At 48.3% G+C, this 20,158-nt stretch carries 12 protein-coding genes; 4 read left to right on the top strand and 8 right to left on the bottom strand.

Annotated features, from left to right (window positions below; translation table 11 throughout):
- The first annotated feature begins 114 nt into the window (after nt 1-114).
- The 4 genes from mfd (at nt 115) to serB (ending at nt 9,996) form a co-directional block, all read left to right on the top strand.
- A complete protein-coding gene (gene mfd / locus Q0R17_RS04800) occupies nt 115-3,513 on the top strand; it encodes a transcription-repair coupling factor (RefSeq protein WP_293932627.1) in 3,399 nt (1,132 codons plus the stop codon).
- Nucleotides 3,514-3,658: 145 nt separating this feature from the next.
- Nucleotides 3,659-7,717, top strand: a complete 4,059-nt coding sequence (locus tag Q0R17_RS04795; protein ID WP_293932625.1) for a DEAD/DEAH box helicase — start codon at nt 3,659-3,661, stop codon at nt 7,715-7,717.
- Between the two features lie 243 nt (nt 7,718-7,960).
- The gene (locus Q0R17_RS04790) at nt 7,961-8,656 is read left to right on the top strand and encodes a UPF0149 family protein (RefSeq protein WP_293932624.1); all 696 of its coding nucleotides are present in this window, start codon (nt 7,961-7,963) and stop codon (nt 8,654-8,656) included.
- A 500-nt stretch (nt 8,657-9,156) separates the two neighbouring features.
- Nucleotides 9,157-9,996: a phosphoserine phosphatase SerB gene (gene serB / locus Q0R17_RS04785; protein ID WP_293932622.1), complete on the top strand. Its 840-nt coding sequence runs from the start codon at nt 9,157-9,159 to the stop codon at nt 9,994-9,996.
- 67 nt (nt 9,997-10,063) lie between these two features.
- Here the strand turns inward: serB and Q0R17_RS04780 are convergent, their stop codons facing one another.
- The 8 genes from Q0R17_RS04780 to Q0R17_RS04745 form a co-directional block, all read right to left on the bottom strand.
- Nucleotides 10,064-13,390 (bottom strand): pilus assembly protein, encoded by a 3,327-nt coding sequence (locus Q0R17_RS04780; RefSeq protein ID WP_293932621.1) that lies wholly within the window; start codon nt 13,388-13,390, stop codon nt 10,064-10,066.
- Between the two features lie 194 nt (nt 13,391-13,584).
- The gene (locus Q0R17_RS04775) at nt 13,585-14,196 is read right to left on the bottom strand and encodes a hypothetical protein (protein ID WP_293932619.1); all 612 of its coding nucleotides are present in this window, start codon (nt 14,194-14,196) and stop codon (nt 13,585-13,587) included.
- 196 nt (nt 14,197-14,392) lie between these two features.
- Nucleotides 14,393-15,595 carry a PilW family protein gene (locus Q0R17_RS04770; protein WP_293932617.1) on the bottom strand — a complete coding sequence of 401 codons (1,203 nt, stop codon included), beginning with the start codon at nt 15,593-15,595 and terminating at the stop codon, nt 14,393-14,395.
- Nucleotides 15,564-16,073, bottom strand: coding sequence for a hypothetical protein (locus tag Q0R17_RS04765; protein WP_293932615.1), 510 nt, complete (start codon nt 16,071-16,073; stop codon nt 15,564-15,566). Before Q0R17_RS04765 ends, Q0R17_RS04770 begins: the two co-directional genes overlap by 32 nt.
- A 3-nt stretch (nt 16,074-16,076) precedes the next feature.
- Complete coding sequence (locus tag Q0R17_RS04760; protein ID WP_293932613.1) at nt 16,077-16,745, bottom strand: GspH/FimT family pseudopilin; 669 nt, start codon at nt 16,743-16,745, stop codon at nt 16,077-16,079.
- A complete protein-coding gene (locus tag Q0R17_RS04755) occupies nt 16,745-17,155 on the bottom strand; it encodes a type IV pilin protein (protein ID WP_293932611.1) in 411 nt (136 codons plus the stop codon). Before Q0R17_RS04755 ends, Q0R17_RS04760 begins: the two co-directional genes overlap by 1 nt.
- A 481-nt stretch (nt 17,156-17,636) precedes the next feature.
- Nucleotides 17,637-18,110, bottom strand: coding sequence for a hypothetical protein (locus Q0R17_RS04750; protein WP_293932609.1), 474 nt, complete (start codon nt 18,108-18,110; stop codon nt 17,637-17,639).
- Nucleotides 18,111-18,183: 73 nt separating this feature from the next.
- A complete protein-coding gene (locus Q0R17_RS04745; protein ID WP_293932608.1) occupies nt 18,184-19,992 on the bottom strand; it encodes a hypothetical protein in 1,809 nt (602 codons plus the stop codon).
- Nucleotides 19,993-20,158: the final 166 nt, after the last annotated feature.

The following is a 20,158-nucleotide window of genomic DNA, read 5'->3' as shown; positions in this document are numbered from 1 at the left end:
TAGCCAGCTAAATTCAACAGGCGGAAAGATGCGATTTAGTGCAATTTTAAGCGCTGGCAAGATCATGAGGACGGGTATAATCCGCCACTACGCTTTCTATGAATGCCACCCGCCATGACTCTACCTGCACTTCCTTTAAACGGCCAACGCGCCCAAATTAATGCCCTGCACGGATCGGGAGATGCTTGGGCCTTAAGCCACTATGCAAATATCGCCCATCCACTGGTGGTGTTTACATCAAGTGCACAGGTGGCTAGCCGCTTAAAAGAAGAGATTGCTTTTTTAGCACCGCAAAAAAACATCGTATTATTCCCCGACTGGGAAACTCTAGCTTACGATCACTTCAGCCCCCACCACGATTTAATTTCGGAGCGCTTAGCTGCGCTGTGGCAGATCCGTCAGAACCAAGCCGATGTGGTCATTGTGCCCGTGCAAACTGCCATGGGTGTTTTGCCCCCTGTAGAGTACCTTGCGGCTTACACCTTCTTCTTAAAAAAGGGTGAAAAGCTAGATACAGATCAACTACGCGCCGACATGGCCTTTGCGGGCTATAGCCACGTTACCCAAGTCTATGGGCCAGGTGAGTTTTCTATCCGTGGCGGGCTGATTGATTTGTTCCCAATGGGCTCAACTCTGCCTTACCGGCTGGATTTATTTGGCGACATCATCGAAACCATTCGCACCTTCGATGTAGACACCCAGCGCAGCCTTTACCCCGTACCGGAAATTCGCCTACTGCCCGCGCGGGAGTTTCCGCTGGATGAAAAAGGCCGCACGCAATTTAGGCAGCGTTTTAGGGAAGTGTTTGAAGGCGATCCGACTAAAGCACGTATTTATAAAGAAATAGGCAACGGAAGCACCCCAGCGGGGATTGAATACTATCTACCGCTTTTTTTTGAGCAGACGGCCACACTATTTGATTACTTACCTAAAGATGCGGTGCTGGCGCAGCACGGCGAGCTATTACAAGCTGCCGAACAATTCTGGGCAGAAACCAGTGATCGTTACCGAAATTTATCAGGCGATAAAGAGCGGCCAATTCTTGCGCCTAAAGATCTTTACCTCACGCCCGACGCGCTATTTAGCGGCTTAAAAAAACATCGCCGCATCGAATTTATTGCAGGTGATTCTGCCTTTACCACCGCCCTGCCCGCCCTGAATGTTGACCGGCGTAGCGACAACCCTATCAGCAAATTGACAGATTTCATTGCCAGCTTTGAAGGACGCATCCTGCTCTGCGCCGAAAGCCTAGGCCGCCGTGAAACCATGGCGCAGTTTTTTGCTGAGTACGGCTTAAAACCTAAGCTAATCGAAAGCTGGGCCGAGATTAAGGCCAGCCGCGATAAAGTGCTACTCACCGCAGCGCCGTTTTACCACGGTTTTATCTTAAACGACGGCGCGCTGGCCATTATCACCGAAGCCAATCTTTACGAGATGGTGGCGCAAAGCCGTGGCAAACGCCAACAAAAACGTAGCAATACCGATGCCATGCTGCGGGATTTATCCGAGCTAAAAATTGGCGACGCCGTGGTGCACGAAGGCCACGGCATTGGCCGCTATTCCGGCCTCACCAGCATGGATTTGGGCGAGGGTGAAACCGAGCTAGTGGTGATCGAATATGCCGGCAACGATAAGCTTTACGTACCCGTTAGCCAGCTGCACGTCATCAGCCGTTATTCTGGTGGCAGCGCAGATGCCGCCCCCCTGCATAAACTAGGCAGTGGTAGCTGGGATAAATCCAAACGCAAAGCCGCCGAACAAGTCAGAGACACCGCCGCCGAGCTACTTAATCTTTACGCCCGCCGCGCCCTGCGTAAGGGCCACGCCTTTGAATGGGATTTCCACGATTACGCCGCCTTTAGCGCTGGCTTTGGTTTTGAAGAAACCGCCGATCAAGCCGCCGCCATTGAAGCGGTGCTGGTGGATATGCGTATCGATAAACCCATGGATAGGCTGGTGTGCGGCGATGTGGGCTTTGGTAAAACCGAAGTGGCACTGCGCGCCGCCTTTGCAGCGGTAACCGGTGGCAAACAAGTCGCCGTGCTGGTTCCCACCACCCTCTTGGCCGAGCAGCACTTCCAAACCTTTAGCGATCGCTTTTCGGATTGGCCGATTAAAGTGGCAGAAATCTCCCGCTTTAGAAGCGCCAAAGAAGCCGCCGCCACCATGAAAGGCATGGCGGAAGGCACGGTGGATATTGTGATTGGCACGCATAAGCTGGTGCAGCCAGATGTGGAATTCAGCAAGCTGGGCCTCGTGATTATCGACGAAGAGCACCGCTTTGGGGTGCGGCAAAAAGAGCAGCTTAAAGCGTTGCGCGCCGATGTGGATGTACTTACCCTGACCGCCACACCGATTCCGCGCACGTTGGCGATGAGTCTAGAAGGCTTGCGTGACTTTTCTGTGATTGCCACCGCCCCCAATAAACGCTTGGCAGTTAAAACCTTTCTGGCCAAATTTAGCGATGGCATTATCCGCGAAGCGGTGCTGCGTGAGCTAAAGCGCGGCGGCCAAGTGTTCTTTTTGCATAATGAAGTCGACACCATCGACAATATGCGCGAAAAACTCAGCGCCCTCTTGCCCGAAGCCCGCGTTGGCGTGGCACACGGCCAAATGAGGGAACGTGATCTTGAGCATGTGATGCGCGATTTTGCCCAGCAGCGTTTTAATATTTTGCTCTGCACCACCATTATCGAAACCGGGATCGACATCCCCAATGCCAATACCATTTTGATGAACCGCGCGGATAAATTTGGCTTGGCGCAATTGCACCAAATGCGTGGCCGCGTGGGCCGTAGCCATCACCAAGCTTACGCCTATCTACTGGTACCAGAGCCTGAAGCGCTGTCTGGCGATGCTAAAAAACGCCTCGAAGCCATTCAGATGATGGATGAACTGGGTGCTGGGTTTTATCTGGCCATGCACGACTTAGAAATCCGCGGCGCGGGTGAAGTGCTGGGCGATTCGCAATCGGGTGAGATGCAGGAAATTGGCTTCTCGCTCTATAGCCAGATGCTTAAAGAAGCGGTTAAATCGCTCAAAAAAGGCATTGAGCCAGATCTATCCCAGCCGCTTGGGGTCACCACCGAAATTAATCTGCGCGCCCCAGCACTGCTGCCCGCCGAATACTGCCCAGATGTAAACGAGCGGCTTAGCCTGTATAAACGCCTAGCCCATTGTGAAAGCAACGACGATCTGGATGACATCATGCAAGAGCTGATCGATCGCTTTGGCCTCTTGCCAGCGCCTGCCAAGGTGCTACTCGATTGCCACCGCCTGCGCATGGTTGCTGGCAGCTTGGGCATCGCCAAAATCGACGCCAGCGATGTAGCTATTGTGCTGAGCTTTACCACCAATACTGTGATCGAGCCGATGAAAATCATCAAACTCATCCAAAACAAAAAGAATTACAAAATGAGCGGCCAAGATAAATTACGTGTAGAAGGCAATTGGCCAGAAAGCACCTTGCGCGTGGTAAGGGTAAAAGAGCTGCTACATGAGCTAAGCCATTGATCGATCTTAGGGTGGCCCGCCTATGTGCCCACGCAATATGATTGTGTTGCATGACACGTGGGCACGATAAACCCCAAAGGTCAGCGTTGCCCAAGCCGTGCTCTAGCCATTACTTTAATACTCACATTACCCACAACAAGCCACTATGCCGAACTCTCTTCCAGCAATTCATTCTGACGATCTGCCGCTGCTTTATGCCATGGCATTGTTACAAGAGCCCGTCACTCAGGCGCGGATGGTCTTGCTACTGACGCTGCGTAAAGAAAAAATGGCCGATGGCACGGCTTATGATCCGCCGAAGATCAAAGCATGCCTTGCCCGTCTGATGCTGCAAAAAGCCATCGCCCTGCAAGTGGGCATGGGCTATGCACTGGAAGACGAACACACTTTTCCGGTGCTATTAAAGTTAAAGCAAACCGGCTGGCTACCCAGCTGGGTAGGCAGTATGCGTGAGCTATTTACCCAGCAGCACGAGTATTCGCCATGGAAAACCTATGATGCTGAATTTTGCCAGCGTGAAGTTATGTTTGCGGCTTTTTGTGGGCAGCTAGAGCTACTTGGTGAATGGCGGCAGCGCCTTGGTTTGGCGCATCAGCTCACGCAGCATTTTTTTGAAAGCAGTAGCGGCCAGCTATTATTTTCCCTACTAGATGATGAAATTCAAAGCCAGCTTGTGCACGATGCCTTACTAGATAGCGCATGGAGCTTAAGCGATTGCAGTAGCATCTATCAATACGCACTGAGCATGTTTGAACACAGCTTTTGCGATTGGCCCCTGCTCTCTGCCCAATTGGCCACCCATGCACTGCTGCGGGGCGATCTGGCCCAGCTCAAGCAAATTCAAGCCAAAACACCCGCGCAGTTTTTAGCCGAAAACCTTGCCGCCTTAGCCACATTACGCGGCGAGTACGCCATTGCAGTTGAGATTTACGAAGCACTGATTAAAGCCCACAAACAAGACAGCGGCAAGCGTAAGTTTTTTTTAGAAAACACCAATGGCCTGCTTTATATTGTGGCGCTCTTAGGCCACAACACGCCTGCCAGCCTCAAACTAGCCAAGGCACAAATTGATGATGGCCATAAGCAAAAACACGCTTATGCCTACCTCGCACTCAAGCCCTTAAGCGATCATCTGGTGCTAGGCGTACCGCTGATTAGCAGCTCGCCCAGCTATGTGCACCAACCTAGCGATTGCGATGGCCTGTTTGAAGCACTCGCACTCTTTTGGCAAGACAGTCAGGTAGACGATAGCTGGTGCAAAAAGCTGATTACCGCCCGCAACAAAGCCGAAAAAAATGGCTACCAATGGATTGCCGCCGAGCTAGATGTACTGATCCACCGCCAGTTTGCCAAGCCGCTGGCCTACCCAGGCTGGCATGCTCAGCTGCAACTCACCCCTTTAGTCTCCGCCATCGTGCGCGAAGAAGGCTGGCAACGGGCCTTAGTCGCACTAAGCCAACTTAAAGCGGGCAGCGCAGCCAGCACCAGCGATACACGGATCGCATGGCTAGTCGAAGAAAGCCACGGCGATATCCGCATTGAGCCGCGCGAGCAAAAGAAAAGCGCCAAAGGCGTTTGGAGCAAGGGCCGTGCTGTGGCGCTGCGCCGGCTTTTGCAAGAGCAAGACACGCTAGCAGGAATGACAGATCAAGATAAACGCGTGGCCAGCTGCATCAGAAAATCGTACAACAACTACTACGGCGGCAGCGATTACGAGCTGGATGGCGAAACGGCACTGGGCCATTTAATCGGCCACCCCGCGCTATTTTGGCTGGATGCGCCTGATGTGCGCATCGATATTGCCAAAGGCGATGTGGCGCTGCTACTTAAAGAAAAAAATGGCCAGATCACGCTAGAGCTCGATCCTGATATGGAGAGCAACGCGCCATTTATTTGGAAAAAAGAAACCCCAACCCGCTTAGTGATTTACAGCAGCAGCCCAGAAATAAAGCAAATTGCGGGTATTTTGGGCACGGGCTTAGCCGTACCGGTAGCCGCAAAAGCGCAGCTAGTAGATGTGATTACCGCAATTGCCCCACATATTGCCATTCACTCTGATCTACCCGAGCTGGCAGCGCATGTGGAATCGGTGCCCGCCGATGCCACGCTTTACGCCCATCTTTTACCGCTGCAAGAAGGCCTGCGTTTGCAGCTCTTAGTGCGCCCGCTGGCTGGTGGCAGCTGGATGACACCCGCCAAAGGCAGTACCAATGTGCTTGGCGAAATCGACGGCAAAGCAGTACAAGCCGCCCGCGATTTGGCCGCAGAAAAGAAACGCCTGAAACGGGTAGTCGATGGCTCGCCCACCCTGAGCCAAGCCGAACAAAATGGCGTAGAGTGGGAGCTATTCCACCCCGAGCTTTGCCTAGAATTACTGGCCGAGCTGAAAACCTTTGGCGACGATACGCTGCAACTGGTGTGGCCTGAAGGCGAGCGTTTCCGCCTAAACAGCACGCGTGGCCTGGCGCAAATGTCGCTCACAGTTAAAAAACAAGGCGAATGGTTTGTTGCTGGGGGTGAGCTCACGCTAGACGATGGCCGCGTGCTGGCGCTGCGTGAACTCTTGCAAATGATGGATAAAGCCGAAGGCCGCTTCTTGCCGTTGGGCGATGGCGATTATCTGGCCCTGACCGAAGCCTTTAAAAAACGCCTAGATGAATTACGCGTACTGGCCGAAATGGGCAAAGATGGGCTAAAAATCAGCGCACTCACTGCGCCGCTATTGGCCGAGCTGGCCGGTGAAGTGGGTGATCTGCAAAGCGATGCCGAGTGGCAGGCGCAGGTAGCCAAGCTAGATTCACTGGCAGATTTCCAACCTAAAGTGCCTAGCACCTTACAAGCCGAGCTGCGCGATTATCAGTTAGAAGGCTTTCAATGGTTATCCCGCCTCGCCCAATGGGGGGTCGGAGCTTGCCTTGCCGACGATATGGGTCTGGGCAAAACCGTGCAATGCCTCGCGCTGCTGCTCACCCGTGCACCGCAAGGCCCAGCGCTGGTGATTGCCCCGCTCTCGGTGGCGCTGAACTGGCAGGCCGAAGCCATCCGCTTTGCGCCAACCTTAAAGGTGCAGACTTATCACAACAACCGTGAGCTAAAAGATTTAGGCCCCTTTGATTTAGTGGTCGCCAGCTACGGCATGTTGCAGCAAGATAGCGACGCCTTTGCCGCCCAACACTGGCATAGCGTGGTACTGGACGAAGCGCAGGCGATTAAGAATTCCGCCACCAAACGCAGCCAAGCCGCGATGGCACTGAATGCCGATTTCAAAATCATTGCCAGCGGCACGCCGGTAGAAAACCACCTTGGCGAGCTGTGGAATTTATTCCGCTTTATCAACCCTGGCCTGCTTGGATCAAAAGAGCGTTTCGCCAGTAAATTTAGCGGCCCGATAGAGCGCGGCGACAAAACCGCCCGCGGGCATTTGAAAAAACTGATCCAACCGTTTATCCTGCGCCGCACCAAAACACAAGTGCTCAGCGAACTACCGCCGCGCACCGAGATCACACTACACGTTGAGCTATCCAAAGACGAGCGCCATTTATACGAGGCACTACGCCAAGAAGCGGTAGAAAAACTCGACTCAGCGGGTGCGGACGAAAACAAAGCCATGCGGGTACTGGCCGAAATCACCCGTCTACGCCGCTTTTGCTGCAATCCTAAGCTGGTACTGCCCACATCCACGCTCACTGCGAGTAAACTCGCCGCCTTTGCTGAAATTACCGAAGAGCTGCTTGAAAACAAACATAAAGCGCTGGTTTTCAGCCAGTTTGTCGATCATCTGGCGATTGTGCGTGAATGGCTGGAAGAAAAAGGCATCAGCTACCAGTATCTGGATGGCAGCACACCAATTATGGAGCGCAAAAAACGCGTCGATGCTTTTCAGGCAGGGATAGGCGATGTGTTTTTGATCAGCTTAAAAGCGGGTGGCACCGGTTTAAATCTCACCGCCGCCGATTATGTGATCCACCTAGACCCATGGTGGAACCCGGCGGTTGAAGACCAAGCCTCGGATCGAGCCCATCGTATGGGCCAACTTAGGCCCGTTACCATTTACCGCTTGGTGGCCAAAGACACCATCGAAGCGCAAATTATTAATCTGCACGCCGAAAAACGCGACCTCGCCGACAGCCTACTCGAAGGTGGGGACGCCACAGGAAAAATGGACACCGCAGCGTTATTGGGATTGCTACGAGGTGGGAATTAATTTTTAAAAAAACAAACCCAAATCTTGAATAACAGAGGACACAGAGTTCCACAGAGAAAACCATGACCACAAATGACTTAAGAGAAAATCGATTCAATCAGTCATGGTTATTAGAGTGGGGCACATCCGCATTAGCCCTATAAATTTGGCTTTCTCCGTGAGACTCCGTGCTCTCTGTGCCCTCCGTGTTTTAAGATTTGAGTTTTAAGCAAGCAACTTTTTTAATTGAATTGGAAATACAGCATGTCCGCACTAAAGCAAGCCGAACTTGAACGCCTAGATGCGTTTTTAATGTCTGAAGCCACTGGCGCAGAGACGATGGATCTGGAAATGCTCGATGGCTTCTTTGTTGCCCTCGCCATCAGCCCAGAACAAGCGCCTGAAGATGAATGGCTGCCGCATATTTTTGAAGGCCAAGCGCCAGAATTTAAAGACGCTGCAGAAAAAGACGAGATCATCGGTCTTATCCAACGTCACCACGCCGCCATTCAAGCCGCGTTTTCACTGAAAGCTAGGAATAAAGAAACCGAAGAGCCGATGTATGTGCCTATCGTGCTGCAAGATGAAGGCATCGATGAAAAATGGCGTGAAACCCTTGGCGCTTACTGGGCATCGGGCTTTAGAGCCGGTATTTTGCTGCGTGAAGACCTCTGGCAAGACACGCTGGATGAAAACGAAGACCTTTACGAAGTTGTCGCCAAGATTCTGACCTTAGAGCTAGGCCATCATCCCGATGATGAAGAACAAGTATTAAGCATTAAAGCCCGTGACACGCTGATTGACGAGCTGCCATGGCTGATTGAAGACGTGCTGCACTGGTGGCTGAATAAACAATTTGGCAAGGTAGAAACCGTGGTGCATACCCAGCCTAAAATTGGCCGCAATGATCCTTGCAGCTGTGGCAGCGGCAAAAAGTTTAAAAAGTGCTGTGGCGCATAAGCGGCTAAATAAGCGCAAAATCTAGCCAAGAAGAAGAGGCGCACTATGCTAAGGAAAGCTAGTTAGTGAGCCTGCACCATAAAACGCCTCTTTCTTCTGAGCTGTTTCACCTCTCCCTCTGCAGCTTGCCCTCTGCAGCCAAAGAAAGCCTCAAGCTTTGCTTTGATAAGGGAGACGCCTATTCCAGCACCTTAAAAAATGGTACGGGTTTAAGTTTCTGCCAAGCGCCAAAGTATCCTTAGCCTAAAAGCACAGCCAGAATATGCAAAAACCATATAAGAATTAACCCCGCCCTTTTTAGTCCGCAATTTATTCCTCACTTTTTCTTCTGCCTACCAAACACGCAAACCCAAACTTAGCCAAGGTATTTGGCAAGACATCGTGCGTCTCCGTTAATCTAGCCGCTTTAAAAATATTACAAGAATAAAGCCTCTTTTTGCTGCATTGCCCAAGCAAGGTTACAATCAAGCCCCTCGCTAAATGCCTGCAGAGAATCTCCTATGTTTCGTCTTGTTATCCAAGCGCCAGAAATCGCCACCCAAAATCTGAAACAACTCACTCGCCTATCTGGTGCGCATAGCATCGAGGCCATTCACCAGCAAGCGTTTCGTTTACAGGGTGCAGATATCAGCAATGAAGAAGCTGTAGCGGATTTTTGCGAATCCAATCAGCTTGATTTTGCTTTTATCCCCGAAGACACCAGCGTGCGGGATATTGGCCTTGTGGTGATGGATATGGATTCCACGCTGATCACTATCGAGTGTATCGATGAGATTGCCGATATGCAGGGCATAAAGAGCCAAGTTTCTGAAATTACCGCCAGCGCCATGCGCGGTGAAATCGAATTTAAAGAAAGCCTCAGCCTCCGTGTGGCGCTGCTGGCAGGCTTAGATGAAAGCGCTTTAGAGCGGGTTTATACCGAAAGATTAAAGCTTATGCCCGGCGCAGAGGCCATGCTCAAAGGCTTTCATGCGGCGGGCGCTAAAACGCTACTTATTTCCGGCGGCTTTAGCTTTTTCACCGAAAAACTACAAACTAGGCTGGGCCTATCCCGCACTATTGCCAATGTTTTAGAAATAGAAAACGGCAAGCTCACAGGCAAAGTGCTCGGCGATATTGTGGACGCAGAGCGCAAACAAGCTGAGCTAATCAAATACCGAGAAGAGTTAGGATTGCGCAGCGATCAAGTGGTTGCCATGGGCGATGGAGCCAATGATTTACCCATGCTCAAAGCCGCCGGTTTTGGCGTAGCCTGCCACGCTAAACCACTGGTACAACGTGAAGCGCCGTATTGCATTAATCAGGTGGGATTAGACGGGGTGTTGAATTATTTTATTTAACACTTTAAAAAGCGCCTGCGCATAAAAAAACCCCCACTGCAATGGCCATTGCAGTGGGGGTTTTAATTTAGCGTACGAGTTCAGTCCAAGAGCTACGGCGGCCTTTAAGCTGGGGGTTGAGTAAAGCTGGCCCAGTGTTTAAAGAGCCATCAGGATTAACGAGCATGCTATCGTCGGTTGGCGTAACAATCGTAGGCACTTGTTTTGGATCTTCAAGCATTTGGCCATTTTGGTTTTTGCCAACGGTAAGATACTGATCGGTTGATGGGTTAGAGCACAGCCAATCTTTGCTGATATTTAAAGGCAAGGTATATTGCCGCCCCACACCGCCTGCGGTACACACGTCACCGCCTGGAATACTCGTAGAAAAACGGGCTGTTTCTGCCAGAACAACGGGATCATTGCTAAGCCGCTCTTTGGTAAACATCATATCCGCCCGCCAGCCTTTGAGCTGTTGCTTGCATGATAGTAAATCGCCTGCTGGCACTTGATTCGCTGCCCGTTTTAAAGTGATGGTGTCGTAATCGGAAGTTGAGCTGCATTTATCCGATAAATTGCCAGTATCCACCGTGTCTATCATCCCTACGCTGCCACCCAGATTATCTTTAATGGTTTTATCGCAGGTTTTTTCTAAGACCAGCGGGCTTAAAGCCGATGAAGTCCGCAGGGCCGCAAAGCTATTATCCATAATGGTGCTTGCAGCATTCACAATCAGCCCATAAAACGTTTGGGTATCACTGCTAACCATATCGGCCTGATTTAAATAACGCCCCGTACCAAACGTCAGGTAATGCATGGGCGTAGCGCTATTTACATCATGAGGAACAATCACGGGTGCAGTCGTGATTGGCTGGCGTACTGCATCCGTGCCCGTTTGGGCCACTTTGATCGCTTGGCTGCTGCCATCGCCCAGCTTAAAGCGCCAAAGATTACCTGCCAAATCACCTGCATAAGCCATCAAAATACTATCGTCCACATTTTGACGCTGCATCAATACGCCAATTTTAGCGATGCCACAGCGCCCACCTGCCGTAGCGCCACTATTGACGCAAGAAGTTGATAGCGTTTGCTCCAGTACCCCAGTGCCCGCATTCAGCACAAACACATAACCCTTACCGTCGCTATTATCGTAACCGCTGCTAAGCAGCACTTTCCATTGGCCGTTTACTTTACCCACCACTGGAAACCCATAAGTTTGCCCTAGGCGAGTATCACGAAAGCTCCACAAAGGCTGGGGGACCTTAGGGTTAGTAATATCGAGCGCATAAAACTCACCGCCACCGCCTCTTAAGCCCCCGATGAGAACGGTTTTCCAATTGCTGCCCACTTTAATATCCGCAATGGTGGGAGCCCCATCCACTGAGTATTTAAAATCACGGGTATAGCTACGGTCGGCCTGCTGCCATAAATTAGGCACAACACTAGGCGGAATAAACGCCCATTCTTCTGCACCCGTATCTGCCCTAAAAGCATGCAGCATGCCATCATTGGCAGGGGCATACACCATACCAAGCCGGTTGGTATTGCTGCGCACGTAGTTCACATAACCAGCATCGGCATATGATTTATTCGGCTTTTTAACAAAACTCACCCCACCATGCACAATTGCGCCCAAACGCCCGCTTCGGATGCGATACAAGGAATTAGGGTTCAGTGCTACGGGTTTAAATTCATTACTTTGATCACCCCTTAGGTAATTAATTAATGCCCCAGTGGTGTTATTTTTTTGCTGATCACTACTTAAGGCATTATTAGTATTCAGCCTTGCAACACCATTGTTTAAAGCACTATTAAGTGCGCTATTACTGGTTTTGAAATCAGTCAAGCTATTGCATGCTGTAGCACTGCAGGTGTAAATCTTTCTGTTACTTGGATTCATTGCACCCAGTACATCTTGTGCAGACCACAGTGGGATTGGGTCTGGCTGCCCCGTTTGTAGATTTAAAGTGTTGGCCACTACATTGCCCGACCAAACCACGGTTTTAAAGGAGCTGTAATAAATAGAGCGATCAGCAGCGCTCATAAAAGAGCTAGATACATCAGCAGACCCTACGGAGGCGGTCTTTGCTTCGATATCACTCAGCGCACTGGATAGCCCTGCGGCAACCGCACTTGGGTCTTTGGCGCTAAAGAATTGCCCGCCGCCATTAACCGCCGCATGCCACAGATCATCAATCGTGCTGTCTGTATCCCCCACCACCACCGGCCAAGGTACATAGCCAGACAAAGGATCAGGGTAATCCTTGCGATTTAATTTACCATCCACGCCCAGCCCCAGCGTATAGGTGCGCATCACTTGTCGGCCCTTAGCCCCGCCAGCAAAAGCCTCTACACCTGGCGTGTTGTTCTCCATACTTGGGCGAATATCATTTTTAAAATAATACATTGCCACATCGGCTAGGGTATTAGCCTGCCGATTAGGATCCCTCATCGGTAGTGGGATATCTGCTCCTGCATCCGTATCCCCAACATTGACCTCATCCCCTAATCTATTCCAATAACCATCAGTGGTCAGAATCGTAAAATTCTGCTGGCAAGTGTATTGCATAGGATCCGTCACACTTGAGGAAGGCATTTTTCCTGAATAAATCTGGCCTATGGTATTGAGTGCTTTTTTTAATGGCGTGCCACCTACAGGTGGAGTGGCATAAAGTAAGCTGTACCAATTATTTTTTTGGGTATTGTCATAGGTATTGATATTTAAAAAACTATTGCGGTCATAACTTGACTTTAAAAGCTTATTAATAGATGAATACCCCACACGGTAGCGATCGCCAACTGGGGCAAATGCAATACCTACGCTGGACTTCATCATCAGCATACGGGTGCGGTAATAACTAAACCAGTTAGCAAAATTCTGCTGTTCAGCGGGGCTAATTAATTTTTTTTCCCAAAATTGATTGTAAGAGGCTCTATCACAATCATTCTTTGTAGCGGCACCACTTTTAAAATGATAATAGTAAGCGGCTTGCAATGAATCATTGCCGCTATTTCCACCACCCACACTATCATAAGCAAAAAATTGATTAGCTAAATTATATGTATTTTTATTGGATGGCCCACCTCTGCCCCCCGTATCAAAACCATCGTACCAAGCATTATTAAACGTTGCATTGGGCATGCTACTACCATCAGCATTTACGGGCGCAGCATAAACCGTACTAGGGTTGTAATAAACGGTATTACATTGCGCATTTCTATAACTGGGTTTATTTTTATTTGAACTGGTCGAATCAGGCATAAAACTCCACGCCATTGAGCCTGAATCATCAATTACAAACATAACATTAGGCTTAACATCCCCGATACTTAATGTGGACAAAGGTTGATCTGCTGTCTGGGCGGCAAGTGCATTTACACTCAAGCCCAAAATACAAAAGGCAATTTTTTTCATCACTTTCTCCGTAGAAACTAAGCGGGGTATAAAATAAACTCAATAAGGCGCAATAATCGCCAGCGATAAAAATCACAGATGATTTTTTTTAGTTTGCTGCAAGGGAAGCCAACCCCAGCATTTATTACTTAATAATTAGAGTGTATTCACTCTGCCCCCAACCATGACCATTGATATTTCTTTACGCGCCAGCATTAATACAAGGTGCTCTGATAAAAACTCACAGTATCTTTAGGGCCTTGCACCCTTACCGTAATCTGATAAGTCATCTGATAAATAGACTTACTTTCTTGCGCACTAGGTGACATTTTTTGCAAATCACAAGCACTATCATTTGGGGTTTTACGGCCTGCTGTTTTGCAATTTCTTTGAATAAAATAGGCTACGCTATAGCCATTAGCATTACTGGTTTTAGCTATTTCAGTATTCTGAGTCAGCGCTGTATTTCCAGCATTTGGATTTGCCCACACCCATGCCACTCCAGCCGCCCAATTATTACCCTCAACAGGGGTATCAATATTTATTGGGCTATAACCATTGGCTCTAGATTCCTGATCTAAAGTACGCGGCTGGCGTATTGACGTTGCCACTAGCCAATATCTTGCTTTTTCCAGCGCCACATCGGCCGCTGCCGTGGTTCCTTGGCGTAGGGCTAAATTATTGGCTAATTGATTGCTAGCTATCATTGAGCGCACCAAGGCAATCGATCCTAGAGTCATAACAACCAGTACAATTAAAGCAATAAGCAAAACCAAACCCGTTTGTTTTAAAACAGGCTCTTGTTTAATGTTTGATGAAATTGGCATATCTACTCGCTATTTATATTAAATTGTGGCGCATAAATAATATTGAATACGCATGTCATTATTAGCTTGCTGCTGAGTATGCCAAGCGATATCTATTCATATTTTTATGCGAAACAGCTTAAGCACCATAAAAAATGTATTTCAGCCTGCCGTGCCCTATCTAGCAGCAGGGCTAAAAGCCGCTTTTATTTGCTGCTTATTTAATTAAATCAGGCTGATTTAATATCAATTGATTACGCAGCGGCACAACGGTTTCATGCACGCTGTAGCGATAACATTTCCAATCTGTATTACTGCCTAGGGCATTCTCTGGCTCGGCAAAATCTCCTCCTGACCATTTAAATTTTTGCCCATCTTTCGAGGCATTACACTGTCCAGTGCGATCAGGTTTTTCTGCATAAGCGGAGCGCACTAACACGGCGTAACGGATTGCAATAAGCTGCTTCCATGTTTTATTGTCCGTTGGCGTTGTATTGGTCCACTTTTGCACCGTATTCGCTATATGATCGGCACCGGGGCCTGTATCTAAGCCATATTGTGCTTTCAGTTGAATAATGTTTTCCGTGGTGGTTTTCCATTTCCCATCTAGGGCAGTTTTCCCATCTAAGGCATCTTGGCTAATTAGGCTGCCATCACTCAGATCAGTTGCCCCATTGCATGCATTGGGATTGCCAGATTGATATACGCAATAGCTTCTGCGCACCATAGAGCCAAAATTCATTAAGCGCGTGGTACTTAAAGGTAGGGATTCCGGAAATGGCGCATTTTGATTGCGGCTATTCCATGCATTATCACTATGCCCTAAGGCAAAATCCTTGGTAGAAATGGGCTGATTACCAGCAGGGCAATTGCCGTTGGTGCAAGTCACTTGAAACAAGGGGCAATTTGCCGCAGCGCCAGAGCCTGAATCCGGCCAAATCACCACTAAATCATTGGTTTTATACTGCCCAGCCAGTAATATATTGGCAAACTGATCATCACCATAACTATGATTGGTTGCCTCACCAAATAAAGCAGGCATTCCTCCCGCATTAGAATTGCTATATAGAATCGTCAAGCGATCTGAACGCGCACCGCTCTCAATCAACACCGGCACAAGTGGAAAATTGCTGAATTGAGCATTATTTGAAACTACATTGCAATTAAGTGCCGTATTTACGCTAATGCCATAGCCTGCACGCTCTAAATTTTTTTGGATTTGAATTACAGCAATCCCACCACTACTTTGGGCATTGCCATTGCCTAATGTGGAGCGGCGAAATCCCTCGCTGCTATTAAATGTTTGATAAATAGCCACCGAGGCAAGTAAAGCGATGACCATAGAAACCATCATCTCAATCAGGCCAAAACCAGATTCGCGCTGCATCTTAGCTACCACACAATAAGTGGGTTGTTTCATAAGGATTATTGTTTTCACTAATGGTTTTAATGTCGGCAATACTGATTGCTTGGTTTGATCCGGCAAGCTCGCCTTCCTTAACCCCAGTATTGGCCCCGCGCGCCACAGGCCATGCAATTGAGATGGTTGCCCGTCTTGAGCAAGGGGTACTGCCCGCAGTATTGGCCTGAATTTCTACCTTACACTGAGCGCCGCTAAGGCTGACCCGTACGGCCTCTGCCCATGATGCTGCTGGCCCTGCTTTGGCCCCGCTGCAGCTGGTCATTTGAAAATCATCCAGATTATCCATATTGACCCGCATCTCCCCATCCAAACGCTGAATCAACTGTGTGGCGGTAGTGCGGGTGCTACTGCTACTGGCATGGCGCATTGCATTGCCTTGTAAGGCCATTAAGGCCAATACACCAAATGAAAAAATACTGATGCCAATTAGACACTCAAGCAGCATGGAGCCGCGTTGCTGATAACGACTAATCATCGCTTAACTCCTTACACAAGTAGCAGGATTGCTTTTAGGCGCATCTGGCATGCACAGGCGAGCATTGCCGCCCTCATCAACACGCAAACAAATACGGGCAGGATTTTTTACCGTGCTATTGTCAGCAGGCGTGCTATTGCAATCAGCCAGCGCCGCTCTTTGGGCGGTATCCGCCACAATCAGGGTGAGCGGTGAATGCGCCCGCCCTAAGGCATCAAAGCGCAGCAGCGTTTGATCCGCTTGCAAATTAAAGCGAGCCGAATTGCCTTCAGCCACGTTTTTCCCTTCAATATAAGGATAGCGGGGGTCTTTATTGGTAGGCTCTGTATTGATATTGACGCAATCTGGGCAGGCCCGAATCAACCACGCGCTACCGTTACTACTTTGTGTCACCGCATTGGCTTGGCGATTATTGGCCCCTACCGGATCATTGGTGAGCAGCAGCTCAACATAGCCATTACGTTTAATCGCTTCGGATCGGGCTTGCTGTACAGCACTTTGAAATGACTCTGCATAGGTGCGCAGCTCAGTGCCTTTTATCCAGCCTTGGAATGAGACTCCCGCCAGCGCAATGAGGATGCCAAAAATCAGGAGCGTAATCATCAGCTCAATCAGCGTGAAGCCTTGCTCTTGGTAGAGCTTATTTTGGTGTGATTTATTGATCAGCATCATCAGCAACCTGATTTCTTGCTGATCCAGCAGCTACTGCTAGTCGCCCAGCCGCTGGGTGCGGCAGGTGTGGCCTTGATGCCCTGGTCATCATAGCTCAGAGTAAAACCGTTCATTCTCCCTATACCCTTAGCAGTAAGGGTGTATTGATTGGCTTGTAAATTACTGCAATCAAGATTAAAGCTTTCTGAGCCCACCGCATCTTGTTTACATTGAAAACCAAGATAAGTACGGTTATTCATAAAGAATTGCTCAAGCTGCACACGGCGCTCGCTCAGCTTACTTTGTGGCTCAATCAGCCTGCTGCGCGTGACATAATCTTGATAGCTGGGCACGGCAATACTTGCCAAAATCCCAATAATTGCTACGGTAATCATGACTTCAATCAGGGTAAAACCACGGGTATGCTGCATAAATGCCCCTTTTAAAAAACCAAGGCAATCATGCCGTCATACCTTACAAGGTTCTACTGTCGGTATTTAGGTATTGATTTATATAAGCGGCATTAATATTCTGACGAACGGCAAGACAGCCCAATTAAAATGACAAGCAATTTAATTTAATACTTATTTACGCATCGTTTTAGCAGGTATATGCAATTGGCTTATGCGTAATGAATTGGTAATTATTACAAAATAGGTTAATTATTATATTTGTTGCATGATTAACACAGCATTAATACACGCAATTAAATTGAATATTATTTTGTCATATATATTTAGAATAAAAGGCTATTACTGATTATACCAATTAATCAATAATAGCCTTGTAGGGAGTAATTATATTGCATAAAACCAGCTGCACATTTTATGCAATTATTCTAAAGCGCGCTCAAAGGTTGGGCATTGGCCCCTTTATATCGCAAAGCAAAAGCAATACCTACTAAACACACATTTAACAGCGCCCCTTGCGCGGTAAATAGCGTAGCCAGTCTGCTTTGATTTGCGCTTCTTGAGCCATACCAGACGCCACCTTTGGCGCTTCATGCGTTGCAAGCAGACGCAAACACCAGCCTGCCCCAGCCTGATCTTTCATCCGCATTTTGCTTAAAAATGGCTGGTTTTCATTGCCTTGCACTAACAACGCCTTGCCATCTTTAAAACCCAATCGCCAGCCATCTTGCACGGTGGTCCCTGCGTAGCCGCCCGCAATCAACTCCAGCCAAGGCTGATCACCATTTAGTAATCGCAAGCGGCTCACCGGCCCAGCGGGGTGTGGCGCGCGCTCTGCAAGCAGCAGCGTACCTTTAGGTAAGACACGCCAAGCCAGTGGCCAAGGCGCAACCACCGCCTCGCCTTCCGCCAGCGTAAAGTAAGCCGCCCCTGCTTCTAGCCTTGCCGATTGCACCTCACCCGAAAGGGGTTTCATCGTACTCGCGCCACTAATCTGCAACGCCGCACCCTGAGCAAGCCCACTCGAAAAAAGGGCAAGAAACAGCCACTTAGTGCACACGACGCACCGCCGACATGAAGCTTACTGATGGTGCTTTTTCTACTGACCAACACTGTTTATCGTTCAATATCGGATTTACTGCAGCCACGTTAATACTCCCTTTCATCGATGCCCCGCTATTACCACTGGCAACACGCGCAAAAGCTAAAGTCAGATTAGCCCAATCATTGTAATCATATAAAACCGTTTTGCTACCATCGTCATTTAAATCTAAAGCATAGCTACTTCGATTTAATTGCTGATCTACATTCCAATCGGCAAAAGCCCCGTATGAGCCTCGGCCGATCATGGCTGATTCGCTCAAATTATTTTCATCCAACTTTGCTCCAGAACCATCAGAATAATCCATCCTAAAATCTCTGCTGCACGGGCCAGCCTCTAATTTACATACAGAATTCCAATCGAAGCCATTGGTATTTTTCGCCAAGAAATATCGCTCAACTGCAGACGTGGTTTTTGGATCACTTCCCAAACCCATTAATTGATAAAGGTAATTCATCACACTATAATAATTAGGCTTATAATTCAATGAATCATTCCCGCCATGATCCAACCCTAAATTATGGCCTAGCTCATGCATTATTGTTGCTGCTTGGAAATTAATTAATTTATTCTTTTCATTATCGCTATGAGTCGTCAATCCCCAACCACCTAAGGTAACAATAAAATCATTGCCTATCTTTTCCGCATTTCCAGACGAGCTTACTGTCCCATTTATATTTTGTGAATTAGCCATCAAAAGATAATGAAAAACAGACTTACGTCGAATATCCATATTTTGATCTTTATACGTATAAACTGAAGCACAACTAATTCCATCACTTATCTGGCTAACACCCAAGCATGCATGATAAGCCACTTCATTATTTCTACTTGTCCGCCCACCACCCAAATTAAAGTTAGCGAGGCTAAATTCATTACTATATAAACTGCCCGAATCGAAATGTACCGAAATATTACGGGCTTTAAACACATCGACTACTTTTTGTAGCGCATCTTTAACAGGCAGTACTCCTGGATCATTAGATTTCATATGATCAATTTGAATAAAAATATCCGGCTGCGCTACTCTTGCACCCATTCCATAATAATCAATTCCTGCAAATGTTCCACCCGGCACCTCCGCGCTATCTGGGATTCCATCATTATCTGCGTCTGTCGCCGTTGCAAGCACATCATTAACCCCACCCGGCGTAGCAAAAGAAACCAGCACCCACTGCCCCGCCTGCTTGGCTAAAGACTGCCCGTAAGAAGGCTTAACAATAATATTATCTCCATGCCCAAGCCCAGCGCTTTGAGGAATCACCTTGCTGCTTCCGAAGCGAACAAAATCCTGCGTCACGCCTTCCTTGAGCAACTCAAGAACACCATTGCTACCTAATAAAGCCAAATTAGAGAAATGATCAAGATATGCAATCTGATCGGTATTAGGCTGCGCATCATTACCTTTTTCCGCAAGCAATAAATACCCACCTGCTTTAATCTGCAAATCTCGAGGTAAATTATATTGAATAAGCGAATCGTCTAAACCGGAAACGCGTACACTAAAACCATTCAAAGAAACATTAACATTGCTGCTATTATAAAGTTCAATCCATACACCTGAACCGTCAGCATCACTGGATGAAATCTCAGAAATATATACAGCGCTAGGCTGAGGCAAGCCAGCGGCAACAGAAGTAGGAGGGGAGGCCGGCATGCTGGATGAAGGCGAATCACCACCACCCCCGCATGCAGACAAAATCAAACATAGATATACAAAAATATAAGAACAATACCGCAAATAAAGATTTCTCATTTTTGATCCTAAAATCACGAAACCCGCAATACAACAAACTCATTCAACGCAGCGGCAGATCGGATCTTACAATAAAAACCTTTCAATCTTTGAACAGCAAAACAATTATCAATGTATCCCAACCCACTCCTATTTATCATCGATCACCATTTCAATTAAGAAATCA

The organism is Iodobacter sp. (genome assembly GCF_025352645.1).
Taxonomy (GTDB): Bacteria; Pseudomonadota; Gammaproteobacteria; order Burkholderiales; family Chitinibacteraceae; genus Iodobacter.
This window is presented reverse-complemented; position numbering and strand designations above follow the sequence as displayed.